25 protein-coding genes and 1 riboswitch are annotated in these 24,829 nt (G+C 59.7%); of the genes, 14 read left to right on the top strand and 11 right to left on the bottom strand.

Features of this window, described 5'->3' with window-relative positions:
• Positions 1-151: 151 nt before the first annotated feature.
• From dapD to dapA, 3 genes are read right to left on the bottom strand one after another with little or no spacing between them, the layout of a single operon-like run.
• Positions 152-871: a 2,3,4,5-tetrahydropyridine-2,6-dicarboxylate N-acetyltransferase gene (dapD, locus tag AAAX31_RS08170; RefSeq protein WP_099431491.1), complete on the bottom strand. Its 720-nt coding sequence runs from the start codon at positions 869-871 to the stop codon at positions 152-154.
• Between the two features lie 39 nt (positions 872-910).
• Positions 911-1,651: a 4-hydroxy-tetrahydrodipicolinate reductase gene (gene dapB, locus AAAX31_RS08165; protein WP_197032804.1), complete on the bottom strand. Its 741-nt coding sequence runs from the start codon at positions 1,649-1,651 to the stop codon at positions 911-913.
• Positions 1,644-3,953 carry a 4-hydroxy-tetrahydrodipicolinate synthase gene (gene dapA / locus AAAX31_RS08160; RefSeq protein ID WP_117840192.1) on the bottom strand — a complete coding sequence of 770 codons (2,310 nt, stop codon included), beginning with the start codon at positions 3,951-3,953 and terminating at the stop codon, positions 1,644-1,646. Before dapA ends, dapB begins: the two co-directional genes overlap by 8 nt.
• Positions 3,954-4,018: 65 nt before the next feature.
• Positions 4,019-4,187: riboswitch (Lysine riboswitch) on the bottom strand.
• Between the two features lie 144 nt (positions 4,188-4,331).
• Here dapA and AAAX31_RS08155 point away from each other — a divergent pair.
• The 7 genes from AAAX31_RS08155 (at position 4,332) to AAAX31_RS08125 (ending at position 9,109) form a co-directional block, all read left to right on the top strand.
• Positions 4,332-5,519, top strand: a complete 1,188-nt coding sequence (locus AAAX31_RS08155) for an N-acetyldiaminopimelate deacetylase (RefSeq protein WP_233506200.1) — start codon at positions 4,332-4,334, stop codon at positions 5,517-5,519.
• 102 nt (positions 5,520-5,621) lie between these two features.
• Positions 5,622-5,903, top strand: coding sequence for a type II toxin-antitoxin system RelE/ParE family toxin (locus tag AAAX31_RS08150; protein WP_006234335.1), 282 nt, complete (start codon positions 5,622-5,624; stop codon positions 5,901-5,903).
• Positions 5,875-6,216, top strand: a complete 342-nt coding sequence (locus tag AAAX31_RS08145) for a HigA family addiction module antitoxin (protein WP_117759044.1) — start codon at positions 5,875-5,877, stop codon at positions 6,214-6,216. Before AAAX31_RS08150 ends, AAAX31_RS08145 begins: the two co-directional genes overlap by 29 nt.
• Before the next feature lie 28 nt (positions 6,217-6,244).
• Entirely contained in the window at positions 6,245-6,568 is a 324-nt protein-coding gene (locus AAAX31_RS08140) for a hypothetical protein (protein ID WP_117759042.1), read from the top strand.
• A gap of 164 nt (positions 6,569-6,732) precedes the next feature.
• Complete coding sequence (locus AAAX31_RS08135) at positions 6,733-7,176, top strand: FxLYD domain-containing protein (RefSeq protein WP_055309781.1); 444 nt, start codon at positions 6,733-6,735, stop codon at positions 7,174-7,176.
• Between the two features lie 32 nt (positions 7,177-7,208).
• Positions 7,209-7,631 (top strand): XRE family transcriptional regulator, encoded by a 423-nt coding sequence (locus AAAX31_RS08130; RefSeq protein ID WP_117759040.1) that lies wholly within the window; start codon positions 7,209-7,211, stop codon positions 7,629-7,631.
• 98 nt (positions 7,632-7,729) lie between these two features.
• Positions 7,730-9,109, top strand: coding sequence for a protein kinase (locus AAAX31_RS08125; protein WP_117833482.1), 1,380 nt, complete (start codon positions 7,730-7,732; stop codon positions 9,107-9,109).
• Between the two features lie 37 nt (positions 9,110-9,146).
• On the opposite strand, the gene AAAX31_RS08120 is transcribed toward AAAX31_RS08125, so the two are convergent.
• Positions 9,147-10,280 carry a glucosaminidase domain-containing protein gene (locus AAAX31_RS08120; protein ID WP_117759034.1) on the bottom strand — a complete coding sequence of 378 codons (1,134 nt, stop codon included), beginning with the start codon at positions 10,278-10,280 and terminating at the stop codon, positions 9,147-9,149.
• A gap of 234 nt (positions 10,281-10,514) precedes the next feature.
• Positions 10,515-11,147: an MOSC domain-containing protein gene (locus tag AAAX31_RS08115; RefSeq protein WP_199411461.1), complete on the bottom strand. Its 633-nt coding sequence runs from the start codon at positions 11,145-11,147 to the stop codon at positions 10,515-10,517.
• A 232-nt stretch (positions 11,148-11,379) separates the two neighbouring features.
• On the opposite strand from AAAX31_RS08115, the gene AAAX31_RS08110 reads away from it, so the two are divergent.
• Together AAAX31_RS08110 and AAAX31_RS08105 are read left to right on the top strand one after the other, a co-directional pair.
• Positions 11,380-12,636, top strand: coding sequence for an ATP-grasp domain-containing protein (locus AAAX31_RS08110; RefSeq protein WP_117759032.1), 1,257 nt, complete (start codon positions 11,380-11,382; stop codon positions 12,634-12,636).
• A gap of 84 nt (positions 12,637-12,720) precedes the next feature.
• Positions 12,721-13,467, top strand: a complete 747-nt coding sequence (locus AAAX31_RS08105) for an aspartate/glutamate racemase family protein (RefSeq protein ID WP_040358337.1) — start codon at positions 12,721-12,723, stop codon at positions 13,465-13,467.
• A gap of 125 nt (positions 13,468-13,592) precedes the next feature.
• On the opposite strand, the gene AAAX31_RS08100 is transcribed toward AAAX31_RS08105, so the two are convergent.
• From AAAX31_RS08100 to AAAX31_RS08075, 6 genes are all read right to left on the bottom strand, one after another.
• Positions 13,593-14,339: an energy-coupling factor transporter transmembrane component T gene (locus tag AAAX31_RS08100; RefSeq protein ID WP_022094111.1), complete on the bottom strand. Its 747-nt coding sequence runs from the start codon at positions 14,337-14,339 to the stop codon at positions 13,593-13,595.
• Positions 14,332-16,083, bottom strand: a complete 1,752-nt coding sequence (locus AAAX31_RS08095; RefSeq protein WP_349076845.1) for an energy-coupling factor transporter ATPase — start codon at positions 16,081-16,083, stop codon at positions 14,332-14,334. The genes AAAX31_RS08100 and AAAX31_RS08095 overlap by 8 nt, the downstream gene beginning before the upstream one ends.
• A gap of 106 nt (positions 16,084-16,189) precedes the next feature.
• Positions 16,190-16,762 carry a hypothetical protein gene (locus AAAX31_RS08090; RefSeq protein ID WP_117759028.1) on the bottom strand — a complete coding sequence of 191 codons (573 nt, stop codon included), beginning with the start codon at positions 16,760-16,762 and terminating at the stop codon, positions 16,190-16,192.
• Between the two features lie 400 nt (positions 16,763-17,162).
• Positions 17,163-17,969, bottom strand: coding sequence for a hypothetical protein (locus AAAX31_RS08085; protein WP_349076843.1), 807 nt, complete (start codon positions 17,967-17,969; stop codon positions 17,163-17,165).
• Positions 17,970-17,972: 3 nt separating this feature from the next.
• Positions 17,973-19,157, bottom strand: coding sequence for a C69 family dipeptidase (locus AAAX31_RS08080; RefSeq protein WP_349076842.1), 1,185 nt, complete (start codon positions 19,155-19,157; stop codon positions 17,973-17,975).
• Between the two features lie 408 nt (positions 19,158-19,565).
• Positions 19,566-20,483, bottom strand: coding sequence for a diacylglycerol kinase family protein (locus AAAX31_RS08075; protein ID WP_117759024.1), 918 nt, complete (start codon positions 20,481-20,483; stop codon positions 19,566-19,568).
• A 98-nt stretch (positions 20,484-20,581) separates the two neighbouring features.
• Here AAAX31_RS08075 and rnd point away from each other — a divergent pair, with 98 nt between their 5' ends.
• From rnd to AAAX31_RS08050, 5 genes are all read left to right on the top strand, one after another.
• Positions 20,582-21,715: a ribonuclease D gene (rnd, locus tag AAAX31_RS08070; RefSeq protein WP_006234315.1), complete on the top strand. Its 1,134-nt coding sequence runs from the start codon at positions 20,582-20,584 to the stop codon at positions 21,713-21,715.
• A gap of 124 nt (positions 21,716-21,839) precedes the next feature.
• Positions 21,840-22,544: a zinc metallopeptidase gene (locus AAAX31_RS08065; RefSeq protein WP_117759022.1), complete on the top strand. Its 705-nt coding sequence runs from the start codon at positions 21,840-21,842 to the stop codon at positions 22,542-22,544.
• Positions 22,545-22,674: 130 nt separating this feature from the next.
• Entirely contained in the window at positions 22,675-24,111 is a 1,437-nt protein-coding gene (gene xseA, locus AAAX31_RS08060) for an exodeoxyribonuclease VII large subunit (protein ID WP_349076852.1), read from the top strand.
• A gap of 42 nt (positions 24,112-24,153) precedes the next feature.
• Positions 24,154-24,420 (top strand): exodeoxyribonuclease VII small subunit, encoded by a 267-nt coding sequence (gene xseB, locus AAAX31_RS08055; RefSeq protein ID WP_006234311.1) that lies wholly within the window; start codon positions 24,154-24,156, stop codon positions 24,418-24,420.
• Positions 24,421-24,469: 49 nt separating this feature from the next.
• Complete coding sequence (locus AAAX31_RS08050; RefSeq protein WP_035137921.1) at positions 24,470-24,805, top strand: histidine triad nucleotide-binding protein; 336 nt, start codon at positions 24,470-24,472, stop codon at positions 24,803-24,805.
• Positions 24,806-24,829 lie beyond the last annotated feature (24 nt).

The raw sequence follows: 24,829 nt of genomic DNA, 5'->3' as shown, positions 1-24,829 counted from the left end.
AAGGCGTCGACGACATGCCGGGGGCGGACCGGGACGGGTTCAACGGCAGGCCCCGCCGACCGATTGCAAGCGGTCGGCGGGGCCATTGTGGCTCTTGACAGCGGATTGGGTCATATGAGCGAAAACGCGGTTTGTCAAAACCGCGTAACTATTAAAGTTGACGTAAGCCCTCTTCCAGGCCGGTCTTGCTGTCGGTCTTCTCGTCGCGCATCTTGATGACGCGGGCGGGGACACCGGCCACGACCGCACCGGCGGGGACGTCCTCGACGCACACGGCGCCGGCGGCAACGACAGCGCCCTTGCCTACGTGCACGCCCTCCAGAACCACGGCGTTGGCGCCGATCATGACATCGTCCTCGATGATGACGGGCGTGGCGCTGGCGGGCTCCACGACGCCTGCCAGCACGGTGCCGGCGCCGATGTGGCAGTTCTTACCCACGGTGGCGCGACCGCCCAGCACGGCGCCCATATCGATCATGGAACCCTCGCCGATAACGGAGCCGATGTTGATGATGGCGCCCATCATGATGACGGCACGGTCGCCAATCTCGACGCGGTCGCGGATGATCGCGCCCGGCTCGATGCGGGCGTTGATGCCCTTAAGGTCGAGCATGGGCACGGCGGAGTTGCGGCAATCGTTTTCAACGTCGTAGTAATCGATGGAGTCGGCGTTGGCGTCCAGGATGGCCTTAAGCTCATCCCAGTCGCCAAAGACGGTCTTGCCACGACGACCGCCGTAGACATGTGCGTCGCCCCAGGCAACCTTCATGCCCGGCTTCTCGCGCACGTACAGCTTGACGGGCGTCTTTTTGGGCGCGGTGGCGATGTAGTTGATAATCTCCTGTGCATCCATCTCGGCTGCGTTGCTCATTTGCTATCTCTCCTTTGGGTGGATTCGGTTGATACCTGGTTAGGCAAACATGACCTGGTCGAACGTATAGAAGCCGGGTTCGCGGGCGACGAGCTTCTGCGCGGCTGCCAGGGCGCCGTTGACAAAGATCTGACGGCTCGTGGCGCGGTGGGTGAGCGTGACTTCCTCGTCCTGGCCAAAGAAACCCACCTCGTGCACGCCGGCTACGGTGCCGCCGCGCAGCGAGTGCATACCGATTTCCTTGGGGTCGCGCGCGCCGCACATGCCCTCGCGGCCATAGACGGGGTGGTAGCCTGCCTCGGGCTCGGCCTCGACGACGGCGTCGAGCAACAACTTGGCAGTGCCGCTGGGGGCGTCGACCTTTTGGTTGTGGTGCGTCTCGACGATCTCGCAGTCAAAGCCGGGCAGCTCGCGTGTGGCCTGGGCCACCAGATGACGCAGGGCGGCGATGCCGATGGAGTAGTTGCCCGAGTGCATGACGCGGGCGTTCTGACCCAGCTCGCGCAGGCGGTCCATCTGCTCGGGGGTGTAGCCTGTGGTGCCTGAGACCAACGCCGCGCCCGTGCGCTCGACATAGGCGACGACGGCATCGAAGGTCACGACGTTCGAGAAGTCGATAATCACATCGGCTGCCGGGGCGCTCTCGAGCCCGGACAGATCAAAACCGATCTGGGCGACGATATCAAAAACGGGCTGCCCGCCGGCGTCGACAATGCCTTCGGCGGTAGTGCGGATGAGCGAGCCCATGCGGCCCGTTCCCATAATGACGGTCTTAATCAAGCAGACCAGCTCCCTTCAGAGCATCGGTAAGTGCGGCTCGCGTGTCGTCTGCCATGGGGCACAGCGGCATACGGTAGTTTGCCTCGATCATGCCCATCTGGGCGAGCGCTTCCTTGACGGGGATGGGGTTGACCTCGCTAAAGAGGGCGTTGATGAGCGGCTGGCCGGCAATCTGGATATCGCGGGCGCGCGCTACGTCGCCGTCCAGATAAGCGCGGCACATGTCGTGTACGAGCTGCGGCTGCACGTCGGCCCACACGCTGATGGTGCCCGAAGCGCCCAGGCTCATGAGCGGCACTGTGAGTGCATCCTCGCCCGAGTACATGCGGAAGTCATCGGACAGCAGGTGGGCGATCTTGGCCGCGTAGGCGACGTTGCCCGAGGCCTCCTTGATGCCCATGATGTTGGGGTGCGCGGCTAGGCGCTCTACGTTGCGCTCGCTGATACCGCAGCCGCAGCGGCCGGGGATGTTGTACAGGATGCAGGGGATGTCAACGGCATCGGCGACGGTCTTAAAGTGCTGATAGATACCCTCTTCATTGGACTTGTTGTAGTAGGGGGTGATGAGCAGCAGACCGTCGGCGCCCAGGCCCTGATAGGTGAGCGACTTGGTGAGCATGGTCTGCGTGGAGTTGGAGCCCGAGCCGGCGATGACGGGGACGCGTCCTGCAACATGCTTGACCACGGCGGCGACGACGGAGTTGTCCTCGTCATCGGTCATCGTGGCACTCTCACCGGTGGTGCCCAGGGTGAGGATGGCGTCGGTGCCGTTTTGCAGGTGGAAATCGATAAGGCGCTCGAGCGCGTCAAAGTCGACGCTGCCGTCCTTTTTAAACGGCGTAACCAGGGCGACGATTGAGCCCTCGAGAGTGCGGATGTCCATGTTCTTCTCCTTCGCCTTCGCGATCTGGATGCGTTTGTTCCATTGAGCTGCGACTGCTAGGCGCTCGTCTTGGGCGCGACGGCGGGCACTTTCGGCGCGCGACTTGGCCAGCAGCTCTCGGCCGCACGGCAGCACGTCGAGCGTGGCAAAGTAATCGCCCGGGCGCTCAGAGCGTCGAATGAGGTCGGCCGAGCCATCGGGGCGCAGCAGGACCTCGGCGGAGCGCAGGCGGCCGTTGTAGTTGTAGCCCATAGAGTAGCCATGCGCACCGGTGTCGTGAATCACGAGCAGGTCGCCCATTTCGATATGCGGCAGCTCGCGGTCGATGGCGAACTTGTCATTGTTCTCGCACAGATTGCCCGTGATGTCGTAGGTGTCTGTGACGGGCGCTGTGGTCTTGTCGTCGCCACCCGGCTGGCCCATCACCGTAATGTGGTGGTAAGCGCCGTACATGGCAGGGCGGATCAGGTCGACGGCGCTTGCATCGACACCGATATAGTCCTTGTAAATCTGCTTCTCGTGAATGGCCTTGGTGACCAGGCAGCCGTAGGGACCCATCATAAAGCGACCCATCTCGGTGCAGATGGCCACATCGCCCATGCCGGCAGGAACCAGGATCTCGTCGTAGGCAGCGTGTACCCCCTCGCCGATGGCGTGAATGTTGTTGGCCTGTTGCTCGGGCTGATAGGGAATGCCGACGCCGCCGGACAGATTGATGAAGGCGACGTGCGCGCCGGTCTCGCGCTCCAGGCGTGCGGCAAGCTCAAAGAGGATGCGTGCGAGCTTGGGGTAGTAGTCGTTGGTGACGGTGTTGCTGGCAAGGAATGCGTGGATGCCAAAGTTTTCGGCGCCCTTGGCCTTGAGCATGCGGAAGGCCTCGAAGAGCTGCTCGGTGGTCATGCCATATTTGGAGTCGCCCGGGTTGTCCATGATGCCGTTGGAGAGCTGGAACAGACCGCCTGGATTAAAGCGGCAGCTGACCGTTTTGGGGATGGGCCCCGCAACGCGCTCAAAGAACTCGATGTGGCTGATGTCGTCAAAGTTGACGATGGCGCCCAGCTTGTCGGCGAGCTCAAAGTCGGCAGCCGGCGTATCGTTGGACGAGAACATGATGTCGTGTCCCGTGATACCCAGCGAGCGGGCGATCATGAGCTCGGTATAGCTCGAGCAATCGCAGCCGCAGCCGTATTTGTTGAGAATGGAGATGAGCGCCGGGTTGGGGTTGGCCTTGACGGCAAAGTATTCCTTAAAGCCCGGGTTCCATGCAAAGGCGTCGCACACTTCTTGCATGTTGCGGCGGATGCCCGCCTCGTCGTATAGATGAAACGGCGTGGGGAACTGCTCGACGATATGCTCGAGTGTCTCCTTGTCCACAAACGGCTGCTTGGCCGCATATGCCTCGTTGGGGGTCAATGCCATGTCCCGTAAACCTCGCTATCCAGACGGCGCCATCTGCGCATCGAATCCGCATAGCGTGGACCCAATGTCCGGATAGCGCTCCCGCATTGCTGCAGACAGTCCTGTGGGTGTTTCCCACAGGCCCACCAGGTTGTTCGTGCCCGAAAAACCCAGTTCGGCGGGTTTCGCCTCCCCACGGGGTCAAAGCCTGCTGGCTCGCCCGCGGCTCTTCGTGCCCGCGCCTCTATCAAGTGGTAAAGACCCTATCACGTTGCACTTTACCAAACAAGAGTATTCGTATATAACGTTTAAAAAATGCAAGGATATGCTGGAAACATGTGCGCCACAATCCTGTATCACAATAAGTTGCAACAGATGTGCCTCACGAAGGGATCCTCTATGACCGAGCTCCAAGAACTCCGTCGCTATCGCCGCGATCTCCATCGCATTCCGGAGCTCGATTTCGATCTTCCGCAAACCATTGCCTATATCGAGGGCGTGTTGGCACCGCTCGCTTGCGAGGTGACCCATCCGTGCCCCAGCTGCGTCTGCGCTTTCTTCGACGCCGGCGTTGGTGCCGCGCATGCCACGGCGATTCGCGCCGATATGGATGCGCTGCCCATTGCCGAGGCAACAGGGGCAGCGTTCGCCTCGACACATCCCGGCAAGATGCACGCTTGCGGACATGACGGACACATGGCCATGGCACTTGCCGCCGCGACGTATGTCGACCGTACGATTCGCGAGCAGCCGGGCGCCATTAGGCGCAACGTACTCTTTGTGTTCCAGCCGGCCGAGGAAACGACAGGTGGTGCCAAGACGGTATGCGAGAGTGGTGTGTTCGAGCGCTATGGGGCCGACCGCATTTTTGGCTTCCATGTGTGGCCCGATCTGCCTGCCGGCACGTTGGCGAGTTGTTCCGGTCCGCTGCTGGCGCGTTCGAGCGAGACGCATATCCATATTCACGGTACGAGCATCCACATCGCTAAGACCTATGGTGTGCCGGTTGGGGAGTCGCACGATGCCGCGTTGGCGGCAGCGAAGTTTTTGGTTGCCGAGCGCGAGCTGATGGACGAGCTGGGCACCGACGAGCCCTGTATCGGTAAGTTTGGTCTGCTGCAGGCCGGTACCGTCTGCAACGCGGTGGCGGGGGAGGCCCATGTTGCCGGCAGCCTGCGTGTGTTTACGGACGACATGTTCGACCGTGCGCGTGAGGGTGTGCGCCGCGTGCTTGATGAGGCATGCGCCGCAACGGGCTGCGCATATGACCTCGATTTTGCCGAGGGCTATCCGCCGGTCGACAACGACCCCGAGCTGTTTGCCAACATCATGCCTGCCTTGCCCGAGCTGCAACTTGTGGACGAGCCGCTGCTGATCGCCGAGGATTTCGCGTTCTATCAGCGCCATCTGCCGGGCGTGTTTTTCCTGCTGGGTACGGGTATGCCAGAGGACCAAGACAACCCGAGTGATTCGGATGGCTGCCCCGCTTATGCCACAAGCGCTCTGCATACCGATAGCATGCTCTTCGACGAGGAGATTCTTCTCAAAGGCTTCGATGTCTACAAACGATTACTTTCGCTTGACTAAGGCGTGAAGGACTATTTGTTCTAGAAAACACGAACAAACGTACGATATAATAGAGATGTAAGTCTATAGAAACGTTTGACGTTACTAACGTAAGGCGATACTATGATTGCATCGTATAAAGATGAGGATACCGAACGCTTTGCCATGGGTGTGCGGGTCAGGAGGTTCGTGCCCTTTGAGCGCGTTGCGCTGAGGAAGATTCGCCAACTGCAGGTTTGTGCTTCGCTTGATGATCTTCGCGTTCCGCCGGGCAACCGCCTGGAAGCTTTGAAGGGCGATCGTGCCGGTCAATATAGCATCCGTGTTAACGAGCGCTATCGGGTCTGTTTTGAGTGGAGACAGGAGATGGCTTGGAATGTCGAAATCGTCGATTATCACAAGTGATGAGACCTCGGCCGATTTGCTGTCGCCGGTGACCCCTGGTGAGCTTCTCAAAGAGGAGTTTCTTGTTCCCATGGGCATTTCTCAATATCGCCTTGCGAAAGAGACCGGGATTCCGGCTCAGCGTATCGGGCAGATTGTCTTGGGAAAACGTCGCGTGACGGCCGACACCGACCTCCGTCTTTGCCGTTATTTTGGCCTGACGGATGGTTATTGGCTGCGCGCTCAGGTGGCGTTTGACCTTGAGGTCGAGAAAAGGCGGATCGAACCGGAACTCGATAAGATCGTTCCTGTTCAGCAGGCCATCGCACTGTAGTGCTCAGAGATGATGGGGTGGCGCGGCGATGAAGCGACGCCGACAGTCTGCTGTATATAGTCCGGGCGGTTGCGGGTGCGGCTTGCTGCTGCTCCCGGTCATCGCTGTGAGCATTGGCGTAATGTTTGCGCTTGCCGGGTTGGCAGCAGCGGCACTCGTGTTGCTGATTGTGGCCATTGGCGTGACGATTTGGCTTTGCCGCAATCGCGAGCAACGCCGTGCCGACGGTAAAACCACTGTCGGCTGGGTCGTCTTCCTGATTATTGCGTACCCGCTGAGTGCCAGCTACCTGGTGTTCTTTGTCCTGTTGATGATCAGCGCCTTTACTGGGGAATCCGTAACGGTGGGTTGACGCGCTGCCAGCAGACGGTTGCGCAAAGTGCGTTTGCTCGGCGTTTGGATAACTGCATTGGCCGTTTACTGCAGCCTTAGCTCTCAGCTAATGAATTCAAGTTCAATCCTTTCTACGATGTGCTGTGTGCCGGCGCGGTAGCCGGATCGTAGGAAGGATGAATAATGGCAAAAGAGGGAAAGAAGCCGATCGGCAAGATTGTCCTAGGCGTCATCGTGGTGCTGGTTATCGTCGGTGCCGTGGGCTCTATGGGTGGCAATTCAACCGATTCGTCTGCGAGCGATTCGGCAAAACCTGCCGAGGCGACACAGCAGGCTGAGGAGCAAAAAGAACCGCAAGAACCGTATACCATTGCTGATGAGGCTGAAGACACCTCCAATCAGTTTGCCTATAAGATCACGGGCACGCTGACCAATAACACGGACAAGGAAAAGAGCTACATTCAGATTGAGTATGTTCTGTATGATGCCGATGGCAACCAGGTTGGAACGGCTCTTGCAAACACCAATCATCTGAAGGCGGGCGGCTCCTGGAAGTTCGAGGCGCTGGGTACAGTGTCTCCCGACCAGGTTGCTAGCTGGGAGCGTTCGGACGTAAGTGGTTTCTAGCATGTTGCATGCACTGGGGGAGGTGAAGCCGTATGCCCGATAAAAAGCTGACCGAGGAGTTGCTCAATGAGCTTCTCGATGCGCCGAACATCGATGGCTATATCAGGGAGCACGACTTTGCCGCCCCGTCGCTTTCGGACTACCTGAAGCAGCTACTGCAGGAAAAGGGCTTGGAGCGTTCGCGCGTGGTTCGCATGGCCGATCTCAATGAGACCTTTGGCTATCAGATCTTTACCGGCGCGCGTCATCCGAGTCGCAATAAGGTGCTGCAGATTGCCTTTGCGATGGCGCTGACGCTCAAAGAGACCAACCGTGCGCTGACGGCTGCCGGGGTAAGCGTCCTTAACTGCAAGGACCACCGCGATGCGATTATCATCTTTTGCATCGATCGCGGGTGCAGCCTCCAAAAGGTCAACGAGGAGCTGTATCGCTTTGGCGAGGAGACGGTGAGTTAGCGGCTGATATCTGAGCCGGTGGAGCTGTCGAACAACGATGCAAACGAACGGGGCGCGGATGCCATGGGGTGTCTGCGCCCTGCGCTATGATGGAGGCTATGGATACTCAGACCCCAACATATTCCAATGACGAGCTGACCGCAGCGCTTGCCGAGCACCTGGCGTCGCTCGATCGCGACGACAGCTATCGCGTGGAGCGTGTACTTAAGCGCTCGTCCGTTGAAACAACCGAGCTCGTGTACTTTGAAGGAACCGGCGGTGGTTCGCTCGGCCCCTTTGTCCGTAAGCGCATCGATGCTTCGGCTCAAATCGGTGGGGCATACGGGCGTCTGTTTGCCGCTCAGCGGGCAGGTAGGCGTTTTGAGCACCTGCCCAGAATCGTCGATTGTCGTCGTGCGGGCGACGAGCTCAACGTGGTTATGGAATACATCGAAGGGGAGACACTCGGGGCGCTGGTGGACCGTCTGGGAGCCACCCCCGATTATGCGCACGAATTGTATCCTGCCCTATGCGATGCCGTGGGCGAGCTCCACGCCGGTTTTGCGATGGCGGGGGAGACGTCGGCGCCGGTGATCCATCGCGACCTCAAGCCGTCGAATATCATCATGACAGGTGCCAACTATACGCCTGATGACGGTCTGACGTTTTCGTCGCTGGTGATTATCGACTTGGGGATCGCGCGCGTATGGCGCGATGGCGCCGATGCCGACACCATCAAGTTTGGGACACGGCCCTATGCGCCGCCCGAGCAGTATGGGTTTGGGCAGACGAGCGTGCGAAGCGACGTCTACGCACTTGGCGCCCTGTTGTTCTTCTGCTTGACGGGAGTCGACCCTAAACCAGGGCTCGACATGCGCGAGCAATGCGAGGCGCGTGGCATTCCCACCCCACTTGCCGATGTCATCTGCATGTCGATGGCGCTCGACCCGGCCAAGCGTTTTGCGAGCGCGGAAGCGTTGGGACGGGCGACGCGCGCGGCATACGATCTGAGTCGCCCCGTGCGGCCTCCTGCGCCTGCGCCTGTCCGTACTCCGGCCTCGGAGACGGTGTTGACGCCCCAAGGGCTCCAGAACCCCACAGGGCTTCCTAGGCCTGCCGCCTCCGCTGCATGCGGTTTGCTCTCTCGCGTTCCGGAGTCTCTGGGGCGTATTTGGAATACGCTCGTCTGCTTCTCGCTGCTTGTGTTCTTTGCCGGAAGTCACTTTGCCGTCTTTCACCCCACGGGAGCAAACCAAAGCTACCCGACGTGGCTTCTCATAATCGAGTATTTTTTCTTTGTCGATGGCCTTATGGTGCTTATGCATTTTGCGCTGCTCGATAAGCGCCGTCTTCGTCGGCGATTCGCACTGCTCGACAGCTATCGCGGCAAGAAACTCGCGAAACTCTGGCTCAAGGCATTGGGTGTGCTGCTCCTATGCATGATCGTCATAGTCGCGGTTGCCAATGCGACCGGCGTTGTCGATACCTCCGCTACCTAAAAGAAAAGGGCCCCATTGGGGCCCTTTGCAGTTGCACTTAGATGCGGTTCATCTGAGCGGCGACTTTGTTGTACCAGTCCTGCCACGTGGGCGGGCAGTACTTTTTGGCCGCAGCCGGGGTAAGGGTGGAGCCGTAGTTGGCGCCCAGATAGGCAACGTGAGCGGAGATGCCCTCGCTCCAGCTGCCAAAGCTGCGCCAACCGCCGCCACGTGCACTCCAGCCCCAGGCGTTATAAGAATTGGCGCAATAAGCACCCTTGGTGCTCTCGATGCAGGCGATGGCGGGGGACCAACGGGGGTCGACACCGGTATTCCAAGCGGCGACGGCAAAGTTATAGCCCTGGCCTGCCATAGGGGAGCCGGCGAGATAATTGTCGATGCGGCTCGTCCACTCATTAATGAACGAATCGTAATCGGAGCTACCGGTATTGGAGTTGTTCACCGTGGTGTCGATGGTGGTGTTGGTGTTGGTGGCCTGGCTGCTGGAATTGCTGCCGCTTACGCCCTCGCCCGAGAGCTTCTCGGCGGCAGCGGCCTTATCGGCCTCAAGCTTGGCAAGCTCGGCGGCATTTTCCTGCTCGGCTTTTGCCTGTGCCTCGCTGCGGAGCTGCTGGGCCTGTGCCAGCGCATCCTCGGCGTTTTTTTGCTCCGCCTCAAGCTGAGACTTGGCCTGCTGGAGCTCGGCCTTGTTCTGCTCGAGTTCGGTTTGCATGCTATTGAGCTCTTCGATCTCGTCGACGCTCGAGCTCGTGATCTGGTTGGTGTATTTGCAGGTCGTGATGAACTCACCCAGGCTCTGCGCGTTGACCAGGAAGCTCACGATGGGATTGGTGCCCTTCTGATACTTGTACAGATCGCGCATGGCAGAGCTTGCCTTGGCCTGCTGCTCGGGAAGCTTAGCCTCGATTTCCTCGATGCTTGCCTCATTGGAGTCAATCTGCTTTTGCAGGTCATCGAGTTTGGTGCGGGCGTCGTTGTAGGCGCTCGTGGCGGCTTCGATCTTCTGCTGGGCTGCGGAAAGCTGGTCCTGCGTTGCCTGCGAGGCGGCATACGCCGCAACGGGGGAGAGCATCGGCGAGGCCGTCAGCGCAACGGCGAGCGCGGCGCTCGTGATGATACGAGCCGGCTTCGACGCAATGAGCGCTGCGGTGCGATGATTCGAATGCTGCATCCAGTCCCTCTGCAATCAATCGTAGGTTATGGTTCGAACGGTATTCTACTACTGCTTTCGACCTCAACTTGAACCTTAAAGGTTCCAAAGGGTCAAGTTGAACTTGAGGCTTTGGCTTTGACCTGCAGTTATGATGAATTGTTGAGAAACCATAGAGTTCAACTTTAACGTTACGGGGGCCTGTTTAAGAGGAACTTTGGGCTGTAAAAGCTATCTCAACGTGGGGTTTTACAACTACAGCGTGCCCTCCTGGCGAGCCTGCTCAATCTCTTCGAGCGCCTCGGCGGGGGTGAACGAGCAAGTGCCGTCGCCGAGCTTGACCACCTGGATTTCGTCGCCGGTATGGACCTCTCCGCCCTTTAGTACCACGCCGAAAACGCCCTCGTGGGGAAAGATGCAGTCGCCGGCGAGATAGTAGATGGCACAGCGGGTATGGCAGACTTTGCCGATCTGACTGATTTCGACGAGTACTTCGCTGCCGAGCTTGAGCTGCGTGCCCAAGGGGAGTGAGAGCAGGTTGATACCCTGGGTGGTGAAGTTCTCGCCAAAGTCGCCCTCGTGCACATCGAGCCCGCGCGCCTGCGCCGTCTGGATGGACTCCGCGGCTAAAAAAGAGACCTGGCGGTGCCAATGTCCGGCGTGCGCATCGGTAGCGAGGCCAAATTGCTCGATGACGGTGTCGCGTCCATCGGCGACGGGCGACTTGCGAGTGCCTTTGTGCTCCGACGTGTTGATTGAGACGATACGGGCAGGCCCGTTGTAAGCATCGTTTGCGGTGCGTAGGGGAGCTGCCGTCTGGGCACGATCCGCAAGTTCGCGCTTGGCGGCGTCAATGATGGGGTTGTTGATCGGATGAGCCTGGGGCACGGTGCACCTTTCGACGGGGCGGGCAACATGTTGAATCCTACAACAATGGTAGGTTCATTGCCCATTGTCATACAACGGTGAGCGCCGTCTTTGTGCTGGCCTTCGTGCTGGACGATTACGTCGATTGCCATAGATACGGTGGAGCTTTGGGCGTCGGCGGCTTGGCACGCTAGAATAAATCAGATGCGCAAAGACCGCCCGTTGTGTGGGCAGTTCATGATAGGAAGTTTCCATGGCATTGCAATTTACAGAGCGCGAGTTCATTCCCGTGCTGCTCGGTGGCGACATCAACGCCTATTCGGTGGCGCGCGCCTTCTACGAGGAGTACCAGGTCAAGAGTCTGGTCTTTGGCAAGTACCAGACGGGTCCCGCGTACCGCAGCCAGATTATCGACTACACGCCCAACGTGGATATCGATACCATGCCCGTGATGCTCAAAACCGTCAACGGCATTGCCCAAGCGCATGCCGATAAGACGATTGTCCTTGTGGGCTGTGGCGATAACTATGTTGCCCTCGTGGCTCAGGCCAAGGATGCCCATGAGTTGGCGGATAACATCGTCGCGCCTTACGCTCCCTACAGCATGCTCGAGCAGTGCCAGAAGAAGGAGATCTTCTACGAGCTGTGCGAGAAGCATGGCGTGCCTTATCCGCATACCTTTACCTTCACCATGGCGATGCTGAACGACCAAGGCGAGGCACCTGCCGAGGTGCTCGACCAGATCGATTTTCCTTACCCGATGATTCTGAAGCCTTCTGACGGCATCATGTGGTGGCAGCACGAGTTCGAGGGCCAGAAGAAGGCCTATGAGATTGCCGACCGCGCCGAGCTGGAACAGGTCATTCGCGATTCGTATGCCAGCGGCTACACTGACGACCTGATCTTGCAGGACCGCGTGCCCGGTAACGACGAGTACATGCGCGTGCTCACCAGCTATTCCGACCGCAACGGCAAGGTGCGCATGATGTGCCTGGGCCATGTGCTGCTCGAGGAGCATCAGCCCCACGGTGTCGGCAACCATGCCTGTATCATTACCGAGCCCAACGACGAGCTCATGGACGGCGTGCGCAAGTTGCTCGAGGACCTTCACTTTGTGGGCTATTCCAACTTTGACGTTAAGTACGACGAGCGCGACGGCTCGTTTAAGTTCTTCGATTTCAACACGCGCCAGGGCCGCAGCAACTACTACGTCACTAACAGTGGCTTTAACGTTGCCAAGTATGTGGTGGACGAGTATGTGTTCAACCGTCCATTTGAGCCGGAGTTTGTGACGGCTCAGGACGAGGCCCTGTGGATGGTCGTCCCCATGGGCGTCGTCGACAAGTACGTCAAGGATCCCGAGCTGCGCGCTAAGGTGCATCGTCTGGACAAGGAGGGCAAGGGCGCCGACCCTTCGTTTATGAAGGGCGACTTTGTCTTTAACCGCTGGCTGCGCATGTGGCACACCAAGCTGCGCCACTTCAAGCTGTTCAAGACGTATTACAAGTAGATGAGCGCGGCGCCCGTCCGGTTTGCATCGGGCGGGCGCGGGTATGATACGCGCAATTGCGCAAGCGTCACCAAGGAGGCGGCGATGGAAAAGCTGGGAGTTATCGGCGGCATGGGCGCCGAGGCCACGTCGTATTACTACGACCAGGTGGTGCGCCACACGGCTGCTGCCTGCGATCAGGAACATATCGACATGGTGGTGCTCTCCAAGTCGACCATGCCCGACCGCACGTTGGCCATTAAGACCGGCGAGCATGCCAAGCTGCTGGCGACCATGAAAGAGTGTGCCCAGGCACTCGAGTCGCTGGGCTGCGCGCACATTGCCATTCCCTGCAACACGTCACACTACTTCTACGATCAGATCCAGTCGTTTACGAAGGTGCCGATTATCCACATGCCGCGTGAGTCGGTGCGCTATGCTCTGGCCGGTGCGGTGATGGGGGAGTGCGAGTTCGACCCCAACCTGAGTATGCCGGCCGAGCCGGTGCACAAGATTGGCATCATGGGCACCGACGGAACCGTGGGCGCGGGCGTCTACGGCCGCGAATGTAAGGCTGCGGGTGTTGAGGTCGTCTATCCCAGCGAGAAACGTCAGAACGATGTGATGTCGCTTATCTACGATGATGTGAAGGCCGGACGTGAGCCCGATATGGATAAGTTCGACCGCGTGATGTGGGAGTTCGCCCGTAGCGGCTGCGACCGCGTCATTCTGGCCTGCACCGAGCTCTCGGTGCTGCAAAAGTACCGAGAGATGCCCGAGATCACCCTCGACGCCATGGATGTCCTGGTGCGCGAATCCATCATCCGCAGCGGCGCCCCCTACCGCCTCTAGCTTCCGACCCGCCAAAAAGGGACAGGTTAATTTTGGTAGGTTTTATCTGGTGAAACAGTAAAGGCCTCGGCTCGTTTGGTGCGAGCCGAGGCCTTTTGCGTTGGGCGGTTGCTGTCGGTGGTGAACTAGAACAGGAAGCCGATGGCGATGAGGGCGATGCTGACGATGAGCACGGCGATGTCCAGGCCCTTGATGGGGTAGCGCTTGTACGAGCTGGCGCGCGTACGCAGATAGAAGCCGCGCTGTTCTGCCGCCAAGGCTGTGGCATCGGTCTTGCCCACGCTTGAGATGAGCAGCGGCACGCACAGTGGCAACATGAGCTTAAGCTTCTTGATGGGGTTCTTGGTGTCGTACTCGACGCCGCGTGCGGTCTGCGCCTCCATGATGGCATTCATCTCCTGACCAAACACCGGCACAAAGCGCAGCGCCGTGGTAAAGGTGAAGGCATAGCGATACGGCACGTGCAGCACCTCGACGCAGGCGTTGGCAAGGTCGTTGAGCTTGGTCACCATGAGCATGAGGATGAGTGGTAACGCCACACCCAGCAGGCGCAGGCAGGCCTTCGATCCTGTGATGAGGCCCGTGTCGGTGATAAAACCCCACACCACGTTGCCATCGCGCATAAAGGCCAGCTGGAGCACCAGCATGATAAGCGCGAGCGGAATCAGCAACTTGAGCAGCGAGAACAGACGGTCGACGACGCCGGCATAGGCACCCAGTGCAAGGGTGAGTGCCAAAAAGCCCAGCAGCGCTACGTAGGTGTCGGACAAGAAGATGCCGACGATGATGGCAGCGGCGAGGCCCAGTTTGACGACGGGGTTCAGGCGATGCAGCAGCGTATCGCCCGGCATGTAGTCGATGACGTTAACCACGGTGGACCATCTCCTTGGTAATTCGAACGACATCGGTGACCTCGCTCACCTGCGCAAAAGCGGGCGAGACGGAAGATGCCAGACGGCGCGAGAGTTCAATAACCTGGGGAGGCTCCACGTAGGCATGCTGCATGAGTTCGATGTTCGAGAATAGCTCGTGCGTGCGGCCGCGGTCGAGGATGCGACCGTCGGCCATTACCACAATGCGCTCGGCAAAATCCGAGACGACTTCCATATCGTGGCAGACCATAATCACGGCGCAGCCGCGCTCGGCCATGGTGCGCACCGTTTCCATGACGGTCATGCACTCGCGGTAATCAAGGCCGCTCGTGGGCTCGTCGAGCACGACGATCTTGGGCTCAACCACTACGACGGAGGCAAGCGCCACCATTTGTCGCTGGCCGCGCGAAAGTGAGAAAGGTGCCTCATCGGCAGGCAGGCCAAAGCGGTCGATAACAAGTTGAGCACGACGCAGAGCCTCGGCACGGTCGATGCCGGCAAGCTCCAGGCCAAAAGCGACCTCGTCGAGTACGGTATCCTTGCAGATCTGGCGGTCGGGGTTTTGGAAGAGCGTTGCGACCTCGCGGGCAATGCGGCTCGTGGGAACGGCTGCGGTATCCAACCCCGTGACGCGCACGCTGCCCGAGGCGGGCTTAAGCAGGCCTGTGAGCAGCTTGGTGAGCGTGGTCTTGCCGGCACCGTTTTGGCCGACGATGCCCACGAGCTCGCCAGGATAGAGCGTCAGGCTTAGGTCGTGGACGGCGGCGCCGCCATTGGGATAGGCAAACTCAACGTGATCGAAGGTGAGCACGGGCTCGGCGTCCTTGGCATGAGGGCGCAACGACGGTGCATGCGGGGAGCCGGCGGGCGCCTGGGCTTCGCTGGCCGCGTGTGCGGGGTCGACGATGCCCGAAATCAGGCGCTCAGCCTCGTCGACATCCAAGCAAGGGGTACCGCTTACCAGGCCATCGGCCTCGAGGCTATTGAAGATACGCGTGACGCGAGGGCAGTCGACGCCGATGGCACGGAGCTCGTCGGTATGCGCGAAGACCTCGTGTGGTTCGCCCTGCAGCGCGATTTCGCCATGGTTGAGCACGAGCACGCGGTTGCAGTACTCCGAGAGCAGGGCGACCTTTTGCTCAACGACGACGATGGTGATTCCAAGTGCGCGGTTTACCTCACGCAGCGTCTCGAAGACCAGCGTGGAGCTGGCAGGGTCGAGTGCCGCGGTGGGCTCGTCGAGAACCAAGACGCGCGGACGCATAGCAAGGATGGCGGCGATGGCTACCTTTTGCTTCTGTCCGCCCGAGAGGGTGGCAATCTCGCGGTCGCGCAGGTCGCTGATGCCGACGGTCTCGAGCGTTTCGCTCACGCGCCGCTCGATCTGGTCGTGGGGAACGCCAAAGTTCTCGAGGCCAAAGAGCATCTCGTCCTCGACGACCGAGGCGACCATCTGCGTGTCGATATCCTGCAGCACACTGCCGACGATTTGCGACACGTCGGTCAGCGAGACCTCGCAGGTGTCGTGGCCGTCAACCATGACGGACCCAAAGAACGTGCCGGTGTAGTGGTGGGGCACGGCACCCGACAGGCAGGCGGCAAGCGTGGACTTGCCGGCGCCCGAGGGCCCGATGATGCCGATGAAATCTCCCTTGTTCACGCTGAGCGAGATGTGGCTGAGCGCCTGCTCGGTCTGCGTGCCATAGGAGAACGAGACATCGTCGACGTTGATGATCGTTTCCATGGATACCTTTCATAGTCATTGGGGACGTTCTTAAATGACCAGTCGTTTAAGAACGTCCCCAAGAGCTCGTTGTTTGGGACAGTCTTTACCGATGGGGCACTGTGGGTTAGTTGAGCCTAAGGGCCTTCTGGATGGGCAAGTAGAGGGCGCCGACCAGAATGGCGTTAAAGACGGCGGTCATGGCGACGACGGGCAACATGGCGGCGGCGAGCTCGCCGACCACGCCGAGCATGGCCATCTTGATGACCATGAAGATGACGCCGGAGACAAAGGTGGTCAGGAAGGTTGCGACAATGGCGATCGCGGGCTTGACCTGACCGTTCTTGCCGGCGGCGTTGACGATGCCGGCCATGAGCATGGCGGCGATGCCCTCAGCGGCAAAATCGACGAACGGCGAAGCGGTGGTGATCTGGATTACGGCAGCCGAGATGAGGCCAATGACGAGCGCCTGGCCGATGTTGGGGCGAACGACCAGGATGGTGAGGCAGAAGGCCGAGATGATGAACTCGGGGCTGATCATGCCGCCCGAGATGCCCGAGATGGCCTTGCCGACGGTGAAGTTGAGGATGAAGCCGGCAGCGAGCAGGATGGCGAGCAGGACGAGAGCACGGACGTCGAGTTTGCCGCGGTCGGCGGTCTGGACGGTGCGGGGCTGGGCGGCGGTGGTGTTCTGAGACATGGTGAAAATCCTTTCGGAATGGGGGTGCAAGAGAAAAGCGGAGGCGCGTGATGCGAATGCGATCGGGCTCGAGATAGAAAAAGGCCCCCGGTCGAAACCGGAGGCCTTCCAATCACCTAGAGCGCAAAAACAGGCGTGAGGGACTCACTGTCGACCGATCGTATTCGCATCACGCCACCACCAGTTGTTGAGAGACTTCATCGTGTTCTTCATGTTGGTGGCTCCTTTCGTGATACCGTGGCACGGTCGCACCTAGTTGCTGTTGCGCTGCACTATAGCACAGCGAAGTGCGTGCGGGGAAATCTTTTTTGAAAAGATTTCAGGCGGGTTTCCCGCCGGTCAAAAGAGCGGGCTGGGCGGGCGAGGCTGCCATTGCTGCCTTGCCCGCCCAGCTAAGACGTTACTCCTTATTGCGACGGTAGAGGAAGTAACCGCCCGCGGAGATGACGGCAACGCCAGCGATGGCGAATGCGGCCACCATGCGGCCATCAAAACGATCGCCAGTGGTGGGCAGGCCGCCCTTGGTGTTCGTCTTGTTAGTGGTTACCGTGGTCGTGGTGTCGGACTTGCTAGGCTTCTCAGGCTTGGCGGCTGGCTGCTCGGGCTTAGCGGGCTGCTCGGGCTTAGCGGGCTGCTCGGGGGTACCGGGCTGCTCAGGAGTACCAGGCTGCTCGGGAGTGCCGGGCTGATCCGGGGTGACCGGATCGGTGGCAAGAGCATCCTTGGCGTAGGTGATGGACACCTTGAGGCCGTTGGTCTCGGTGTTCAGGTCGCTTGGGGTGAAGGGCTGGTCGAAGTTTTCGGCCTTCTGATAGGCGCGCATCTCCTGGAGCAGTGCCTTGCACTTCTTGTAGGTGTTCTCGGTAGCAGCCTTGCCGGCCTTGTTGGCCAGGGCAGTGCGGCCCTCGGTGGTCGTCTCGGCCAGCATGGCGGTGTCGACTTCCTTGTTCTGCTCGATGAGCTCGTTCTGGAGCGCATCGAGGTAGGTGCGGACGCTGGTGGCGAATTGTGCGCGGTTCGCGAAGCAAAGCGAGTTGATGTCCATCAGGACGTAGTTAATGGAGTTCTCGGGCTCCTCGTTGTTCACGATGTCCGTCTCGCTGCAGTGACCATAATCAACGGTCTGGTCGCTGAAGTAGGGGCTGACTTCGGTCATCAGAGCGGAGTATAGCGGGATAGCGACGGAGAACTCGGCGCAGGAGAGCATCTCCTACTGGATGGTTGCAACCTCGGGGTCATAGCCCTTTCGAATCTGGAAGAGGTTGGCCTCGGCGTTGCGGTCGGAACCGATGCTGCTGACACCGTCAGTATTGGCATTAAGGCCGGGGACTTTTTCACCGCGGTTGCCGAAGGCGCGAATCAGCTCAAACGTGTTCCAGTCGGACTTGCTGGGCTGGAAGAACAGCGGCTGCATCTCATGAACCATGGCACCGAGCGTGACGTCATTCTTGTCCTTGTCCTTGACGATCTCGTAGTCGGTGCCCTCGGTCAGCGGAGCCATAAAGTAGTCACGGCCCTGGATATAACGCGCCCAAGAGCCCATGCCCGTATTGTTGATAGATACACCGTAGGTCTGGGCAACATCGAACTGTCCGTCTTCAAAGTACTTGGCGAAGCCCTTCTCTTCGGGCATAGTCTTGATCCCCTCAGAGTGGAGGCAGTTCTCAGGATCGTCAAGATTGACCTGGAAATTGAGGTTACTAATGTTGGGGTTGACCGAAGCGACGTCGTCGGTCAGCTTCATAGCGATCCACTGGTGGCCGGAAAGCGCGGCGAACAGCCAAGTTTCGGTGTTGTCGGCGATGACAATCTGGTCGTTGGAGCAGACGCCCTGCTCGTCAATTAGACTGCCGATAAGCTCGACGCCCTCGCGGGCCGTTGCGCTCTCGCCCAAGATGACGCCCGCGTAGCTGTACTCGCCGATGCCGGTATTTTTGACCTCGGGATTTGCTTTGTGGGCATGCTCGGTCGTGGGATCCGCTGCCTTGGCATCGTCGTTGTAGGAGGTGCTCAGTGTTGCGGAGCAGGAGACGCCCTTCTCATTGATGCCGGCCTCGGAGTAGGCATCCCAGCGTCCGTCCCACTCAGCAGGATGGTCGCGCACGTAGCTGTAACGATACGTAGTCTTGGTCGAGGTGTAGGAGAATCCGGACTCGTTCGAGCTGTAGGTATGACCAGGGCCATAAGAGGGCTCGATGCCATAGTGTTTGAGGTAACGAGTGCCAATGTCCTCGGTGCGGCCATAGTACGTGTTACCGTCGGCCGTAAGGTTCTTGCCCATGTACATCTGCGTGCAGGCGAGCGCAGATGTCGGCATGGACATGATGGTTGCAGCTCCAAAGGCGAGGCCTATGCCAAGCTTTTTGAGCGCGTTGACGGGGTGAGTTTTCCTCATTTTCCCTCCCAGCGTGCGAAAGCCCTCCGTTGCCAGAGGGCTTCAGCCAATAAAGACACCCCATTAGCGTAACGAACTGGAAACAATATTCATCTATGAAAGAAACTTACTCGATAAGCGTAATGAAATATGCGATGAGCGGTTAATTGTACTCAGTTTATAGCTTTACTTTAATAAAGACGCCCTGTAATTACTGTAGTCGAATAAAGTAGCTGGGAATGCCCGAAATGAAAATCCCCTGCTGTTTGGCAAATGCATAAACGGCAGGGGAGACGATAATTGGATGAATATCATACCAATGTAGATTTACTTCTTTCGGCGGTGAATCACGTTGATGGCGTAACCGACGAGCATGGCCAAGACGATGACAATAAAGCCGATCAGGGGATTGTCGTTCATGGGGTCCTCCTATTTTCCGAGCGGTGAGAATTCGTCGACGATGAGGTCGAGGCATTGCGGAAGCGCGCGGGCACCAAAGACGCCCGAGTTGCTGGAGATGATCTCGCCATCGAACTGCATGCCCAGCGACGGCGTGCAGGTGATCTTGGCTTCCTTGGTCTGGATGATCTTGAACTGCGGACGGCCGAGCAACTTGCCGGCGGGGTCGAGCGCGGCGGTGATCACGGTCGGGAGCAGCTGGACGGTTTTTACGGGCTCGATGACCGCGATGTCGACCATGCCGTCGTTCATGCGGCAATCGGGGAACAGGTTGATGTCGTTTTGAATGACCGAGGTGTTGCCGGCCATGCAGCAGATGCCATCGAGCTCCTCGACAATGCCGTCATGCTCAATCGTAAAGTGCGCTACCGTAGGGTTGGGCGTGGCGAGCGCAGAGAGGAAGTAGGCGATCTCGCCGATGTCGTTTTTGGTGGGGGCGGCCTTCATCATGATCTCGGCGTCGAAGCCCGAGCCGGCGATGATGATAAAGCCGTGGCGCTTCTCGTTGCCGTCTTCGTCGAGCCAAAAGAGCTCGCCCATGTCTACTTTGACCGTGCGACCGGCGCGGCAAGCCTTGGCAAGCGCCGCCGCCTCGGGGGCATTGCCGATGTTGTTGAAGAACAGGCAGGCCGTACCGGAGGGGAAGACGAGCGTGGGGACACCGCATCCGCGCATCTGGTCGAGCACGTTGGAGACAGTGCCATCACCGCCCGAAACGACCACGCGATCAAACTCGCGCACGTCTGCCACGGCGTCCTCGGGTTCCATGCCATCGCCGATAAAGCGCATCACGACCTCGTCGCCGCCCTGTGCAAGGGCGTGCGTGAATGCGAAGATTTCATCTGAGCTGGGGCCCGATGCCGGGTTGTGGATGATAAGGCAGCGCATACTTACGTTCCCGTTCTGTGACTAACCGAGTATAGTTGTAAGGCAATGCCGATATCCTACCCGTGTTTTTCGGGCCTAACCTTATTCGATGGGTTGATATGTACATTTCCACACATCAGGCTCTACTCGACTTTTGCCAGCGCGCCCGTGAGTTCGACGCGATTGCCGTCGATACCGAGTTTTTGCGCGAGCGCACGTTCCATCCGCGCCTGTGCTTGGTTCAGATTGCCACCCCTGCCGAGAGCGTCGCGGTCGATCCCCTGGTGATCGACGACCTATCGCCGCTGGCCGAGCTTATGGCAGACGAGAGCGTGACTAAGGTCTTCCACGCCTGCTCGCAGGATATGGAGGTTATGCTCCATACCGTGGGCGTGCTGCCACGACCGATTTTCGATACGCAGGTCGCCGCTGCCTTTTTGGGCGAGCGCCAGCAGATTTCGTATGGCGCGCTTGTTCAGACGTTTTGCGGCGTCTCGCTGCCCAAGACCGAGTCGCTGACCGACTGGTCGCGTCGCCCGCTGACCGATAAGCAGATTGAGTACGCGATTGATGACGTCAAGTACCTGATCGTCGCCTATACCGAGATGATGAGTCGCCTGCGCGAGCTGGGCCGTGTGGACTGGGTGCTCGACGAGCTACGCCCGCTGGCTGACGAGTCGCACTATCGCGCCGACCGTCACGAGGCATTCCGCAAGGTCAAGCGCATCAACTCGTGCAGCCGCCACCAGCTGGGCATCGCGCGCGAGCTCGCCGCCTGGCGCGAGGACCGCGCCGAGCGCCGTAACATCCCGCGCAAGTGGGTCATGTCCGACGACACGCTGCTTGCGCTCGTCAAGCGCAATCCCGTGCGCGTTGAGGAGTTCCGTAGCATTCGCGGTACCGATCAGTTGGGGGAGCGCGACGTGGACGGTGCGCTCATGGCCATCAAGCGCGGCGCAAGCTGCCCGCACGATCGCCTGCCGCTCATGGTGCGCGGGCATCGCCAGATCTCTCCGGAGCTGGAGAGCGTGACGGATCTCATGTACGCGCTTATCCGCCTGGTTGCCGAACGCTCGGGAGTGGCGACCTCGGTCATTGCCTCGCGCGATGACCTGGCCGACTATATTGAGCATCCCGAGCAGAGCCCCTTGCGCGAAGGCTGGCGCTTTGAGCTTGTGGGCTCGCGCCTGGACGATCTGCTCTCGGGCAACATGGGACTCACTGTGAAGGACGGCAAAATCGAGCTTTTGTAGTTACGCGGTTTGCCAAGCGCTGCAAACGTTTTAGAGCTGCAATGCCAAAACATCGATGGTGTCTCGTTGGCTGGGCGAGTGGGTAAAATGCCTCCAACGTGTAACTCGATTCGGAGGAATTCGCATGCCTTATTACTATGGATACGGCTTTGGCATCGACCCGCTGTACCTGCTGGTTGTTCTTGTCTGCACGGTGATCGGTCTTGCCGCACAGAACTATATCAACTCGACGTACAAAACCTGGTCCAAGGTTCGCTCGGACGGCGACACGGGCGCCACGGTCGCTCGCCGCATGCTCGACGCCAACGGCTGCAACGCCGTGGGTATCAAGGGCGTCGCTGGTGAGCTCACCGATCATTACAACCCGCAGGACAACAACCTGTATCTCTCGGATGCCAACCGTTCGGGCGGGTCGGTCGCAAGCGTTGCCGTTGCCTGCCACGAGGCGGGCCATGCCGCCCAGCGTCAAAGCGGTTATGCCATGATGAAGGTTCGCACCGCCCTCGTGCCGGTCGTCAACTTTACCCAGAACACCTGGACCATCGTGTTGCTCTTGGGCCTATTTATGAACATTGCCGGGCTCACGGCCCTCGCGCTGATCTTCTTCTCGTTTAGCGTGCTGTTCCAACTGGTTACGCTGCCGGTCGAGATTGATGCTAGTCGGCGCGCCGTGGCGTATATTGAGCAGTCGGGTATGAGCTCCAAGCAGGTCAACGGTGCCAAGAAGGTGCTGACGGCCGCCGCGCTTACCTATGTGGCTGCGGCGCTCACCTCGATTATTCAGCTGCTCTATCTTATGGCTCGCTACAACAGAAACTCCAACCGATAACAAATTGGGTCGCTGGGCGCCGCGGGGATTCGTGTCCCCGCGGCGCTGTACTATGTGTTGGACTTGAATTTGCGCAGGGCCGAAGCCCTTGTGCACGATGACGAAAGGAGGCTGCGTGGCAGGCTGGAATCTGACCGGCAATACCGTTTCCGCCGAGTTCGACGGTTCGGACGATCAGGAGCGCAAGGAGCTCAGCGTGAGCCAAGCGGTGGAGATCGCCGCCGGCGCGCTCGACGCCATTCCGCAGCTGAGCGTTTTGGGTGAGGTCACGGGTTTTCGTGGTCCCAATGCCCGAAGCGGCCACTGCTACTTCCAGATTAAAGACGACTCGGCCGCCGTCGACTGCATCATCTGGAAGGGCGCCTATCTCAAGCGTACCTTCGATCTGCGTGACGGCATGCAGGTGAGCTTTAAGGGCAGCTTCAACCTCTATAAGGCCACAGGCCGCATGAGCTTTGTCGCTCGCTCGTTTTCGCTGGCGGGGGAGGGTCTGCTGCGTCAACAAGTGGCGCAACTGGCCGAAAAGCTACGCCGCGAGGGCCTGATGGACGAAGCGCGCAACCGCCGCATCCCGGTGTTCTGCTCCCGCGTGGCGGTCGTCACCTCGCTTTCCGGTGCGGTAATCGACGACGTCAAGCGTACATTGCGTCGGCGCAATCCGCTCGTCGAGCTTGTCTGCGTGGGCGCCAAGGTTCAAGGCGAGGGTGCGCCGGCCGAGCTTATCGAGGGCCTGCGCCGTGCCGCCGCCATCACGCCGGCGCCCGACTGCATCTTGCTGGTGCGCGGCGGCGGCTCCTTCGAGGACCTCATGACCTTCAACGACGAGGAGCTTGCCCGTGCAGTGGCTGCCTGTCCCGTGCCCGTGGTGACCGGTATCGGCCATGAGCCCGATACCTCGATTTGCGACATGGTGAGCGACCGCCGCGCCTCCACGCCCACGGCGGCGGCAGAATCGGTGGCGCCGGCTATGACGGAGTTGGCCGATGTGCTCGAGGCGCGCCATCAGCGTCTGGGTGCCGCGATGGCATCGATGATTGGGTCGGCCCAGGTCGACCTGGAGATGCTCGATCAGCGCGGTCGCCGTGCCTGGGATACCTATACGGCTCGCCTGGGCGATGCGCTCGATGCGGCTGCGTGCCGCCCGTGCCTCAACGACCCCACATTTATGGTCGAGCGTCGCGAATCGGAGCTTGCGCTGACCGCCGATCGCCTGTCGGGCGCCATAGTACGCTCGGTCGGGACATTTCGCTCCAACTTTGAGCGCTTGCCCGAGCGTCTGGTTGCAAGCACCTCGGGGCTCGATGGCAAGCGCCATGCGCTCACGCTCGCGAGCTCTCGCCTGGAGCATCAGGGGCGCACGATGCTCAACAAGCCAGCGTCCGACCTGGGCCGTACGGCAGCCTCGCTCGATGCCCTGTCGCCGCTCAAGGTGCTTGCCCGCGGCTATTCCATCGCGTACAGCGTTGACGGCGTGGCTATGAGCGCCAAGACCTTTAAGCCGGGCGACGCCATTCGCGTACGCATGGCAGACGGCAACGTGGCAGCAACGGTCGATACGGTCGAGTAGGCTGCGTTTCATAGCGGTAAACCTTTAGGAAAGGAAACAGATATGGCAGAGAAAACCCCGGTCGAGCAGCTTACGTACAAGCAGGCTTCGCAGGAGTTGGAGCTCATCATCCGCAGCCTGGAGTCGGGCGATATGGAGCTCGAGGAGTCGCTCGAGAGCTATACCCGCGGCGTAGAGCTCCTCAAGAGCCTGCGTACTCGCTTGTCCGATGCCGAGCAGAAGGTCTCGGTGCTCCTTAAGGACGTCGACGGCAACGACGTGCTCGCCGACGGCGAGGCCGCCAACACGGACGACAACCTCTCGTTCTAACCACCCCGACCAAATATAATTACCTTGGTCTGCGAGAAAGGAACCAACCATGTGTGATTGCATCTTCTGCAAAATTGCCAACCACGAGATCCCCTCGACCGTCGTTTACGAGGACGATCAAGTCATCGCCTTCGACGACCTCAACCCCCAGGCGCCGGTCCACACTCTCGTGATTCCCAAGAAGCACTACAGCGATATCGCCGATAATGTGCCTGCCGAGACCATGGGCGCCATGGCTCACGCCATCCAGGAGGTCGCTAAGGCCAAGGGCTTGGAGGACGGTTTCCGCGTCATCTCCAACAAGGGCGTCAACGCCGGTCAGACCGTCATGCATTTCCATATGCACGTCCTCGGCGGCAAGAACTTGGGTGAGAACCTCATCTGAGGGCGCGTAGGCCGTCGACTTGGC

Source organism: Collinsella sp. CLA-ER-H5, from assembly GCF_040092375.1.
Lineage (GTDB): Bacteria > Actinomycetota > Coriobacteriia > Coriobacteriales > Coriobacteriaceae > Collinsella.
This window is presented reverse-complemented; position numbering and strand designations above follow the sequence as displayed.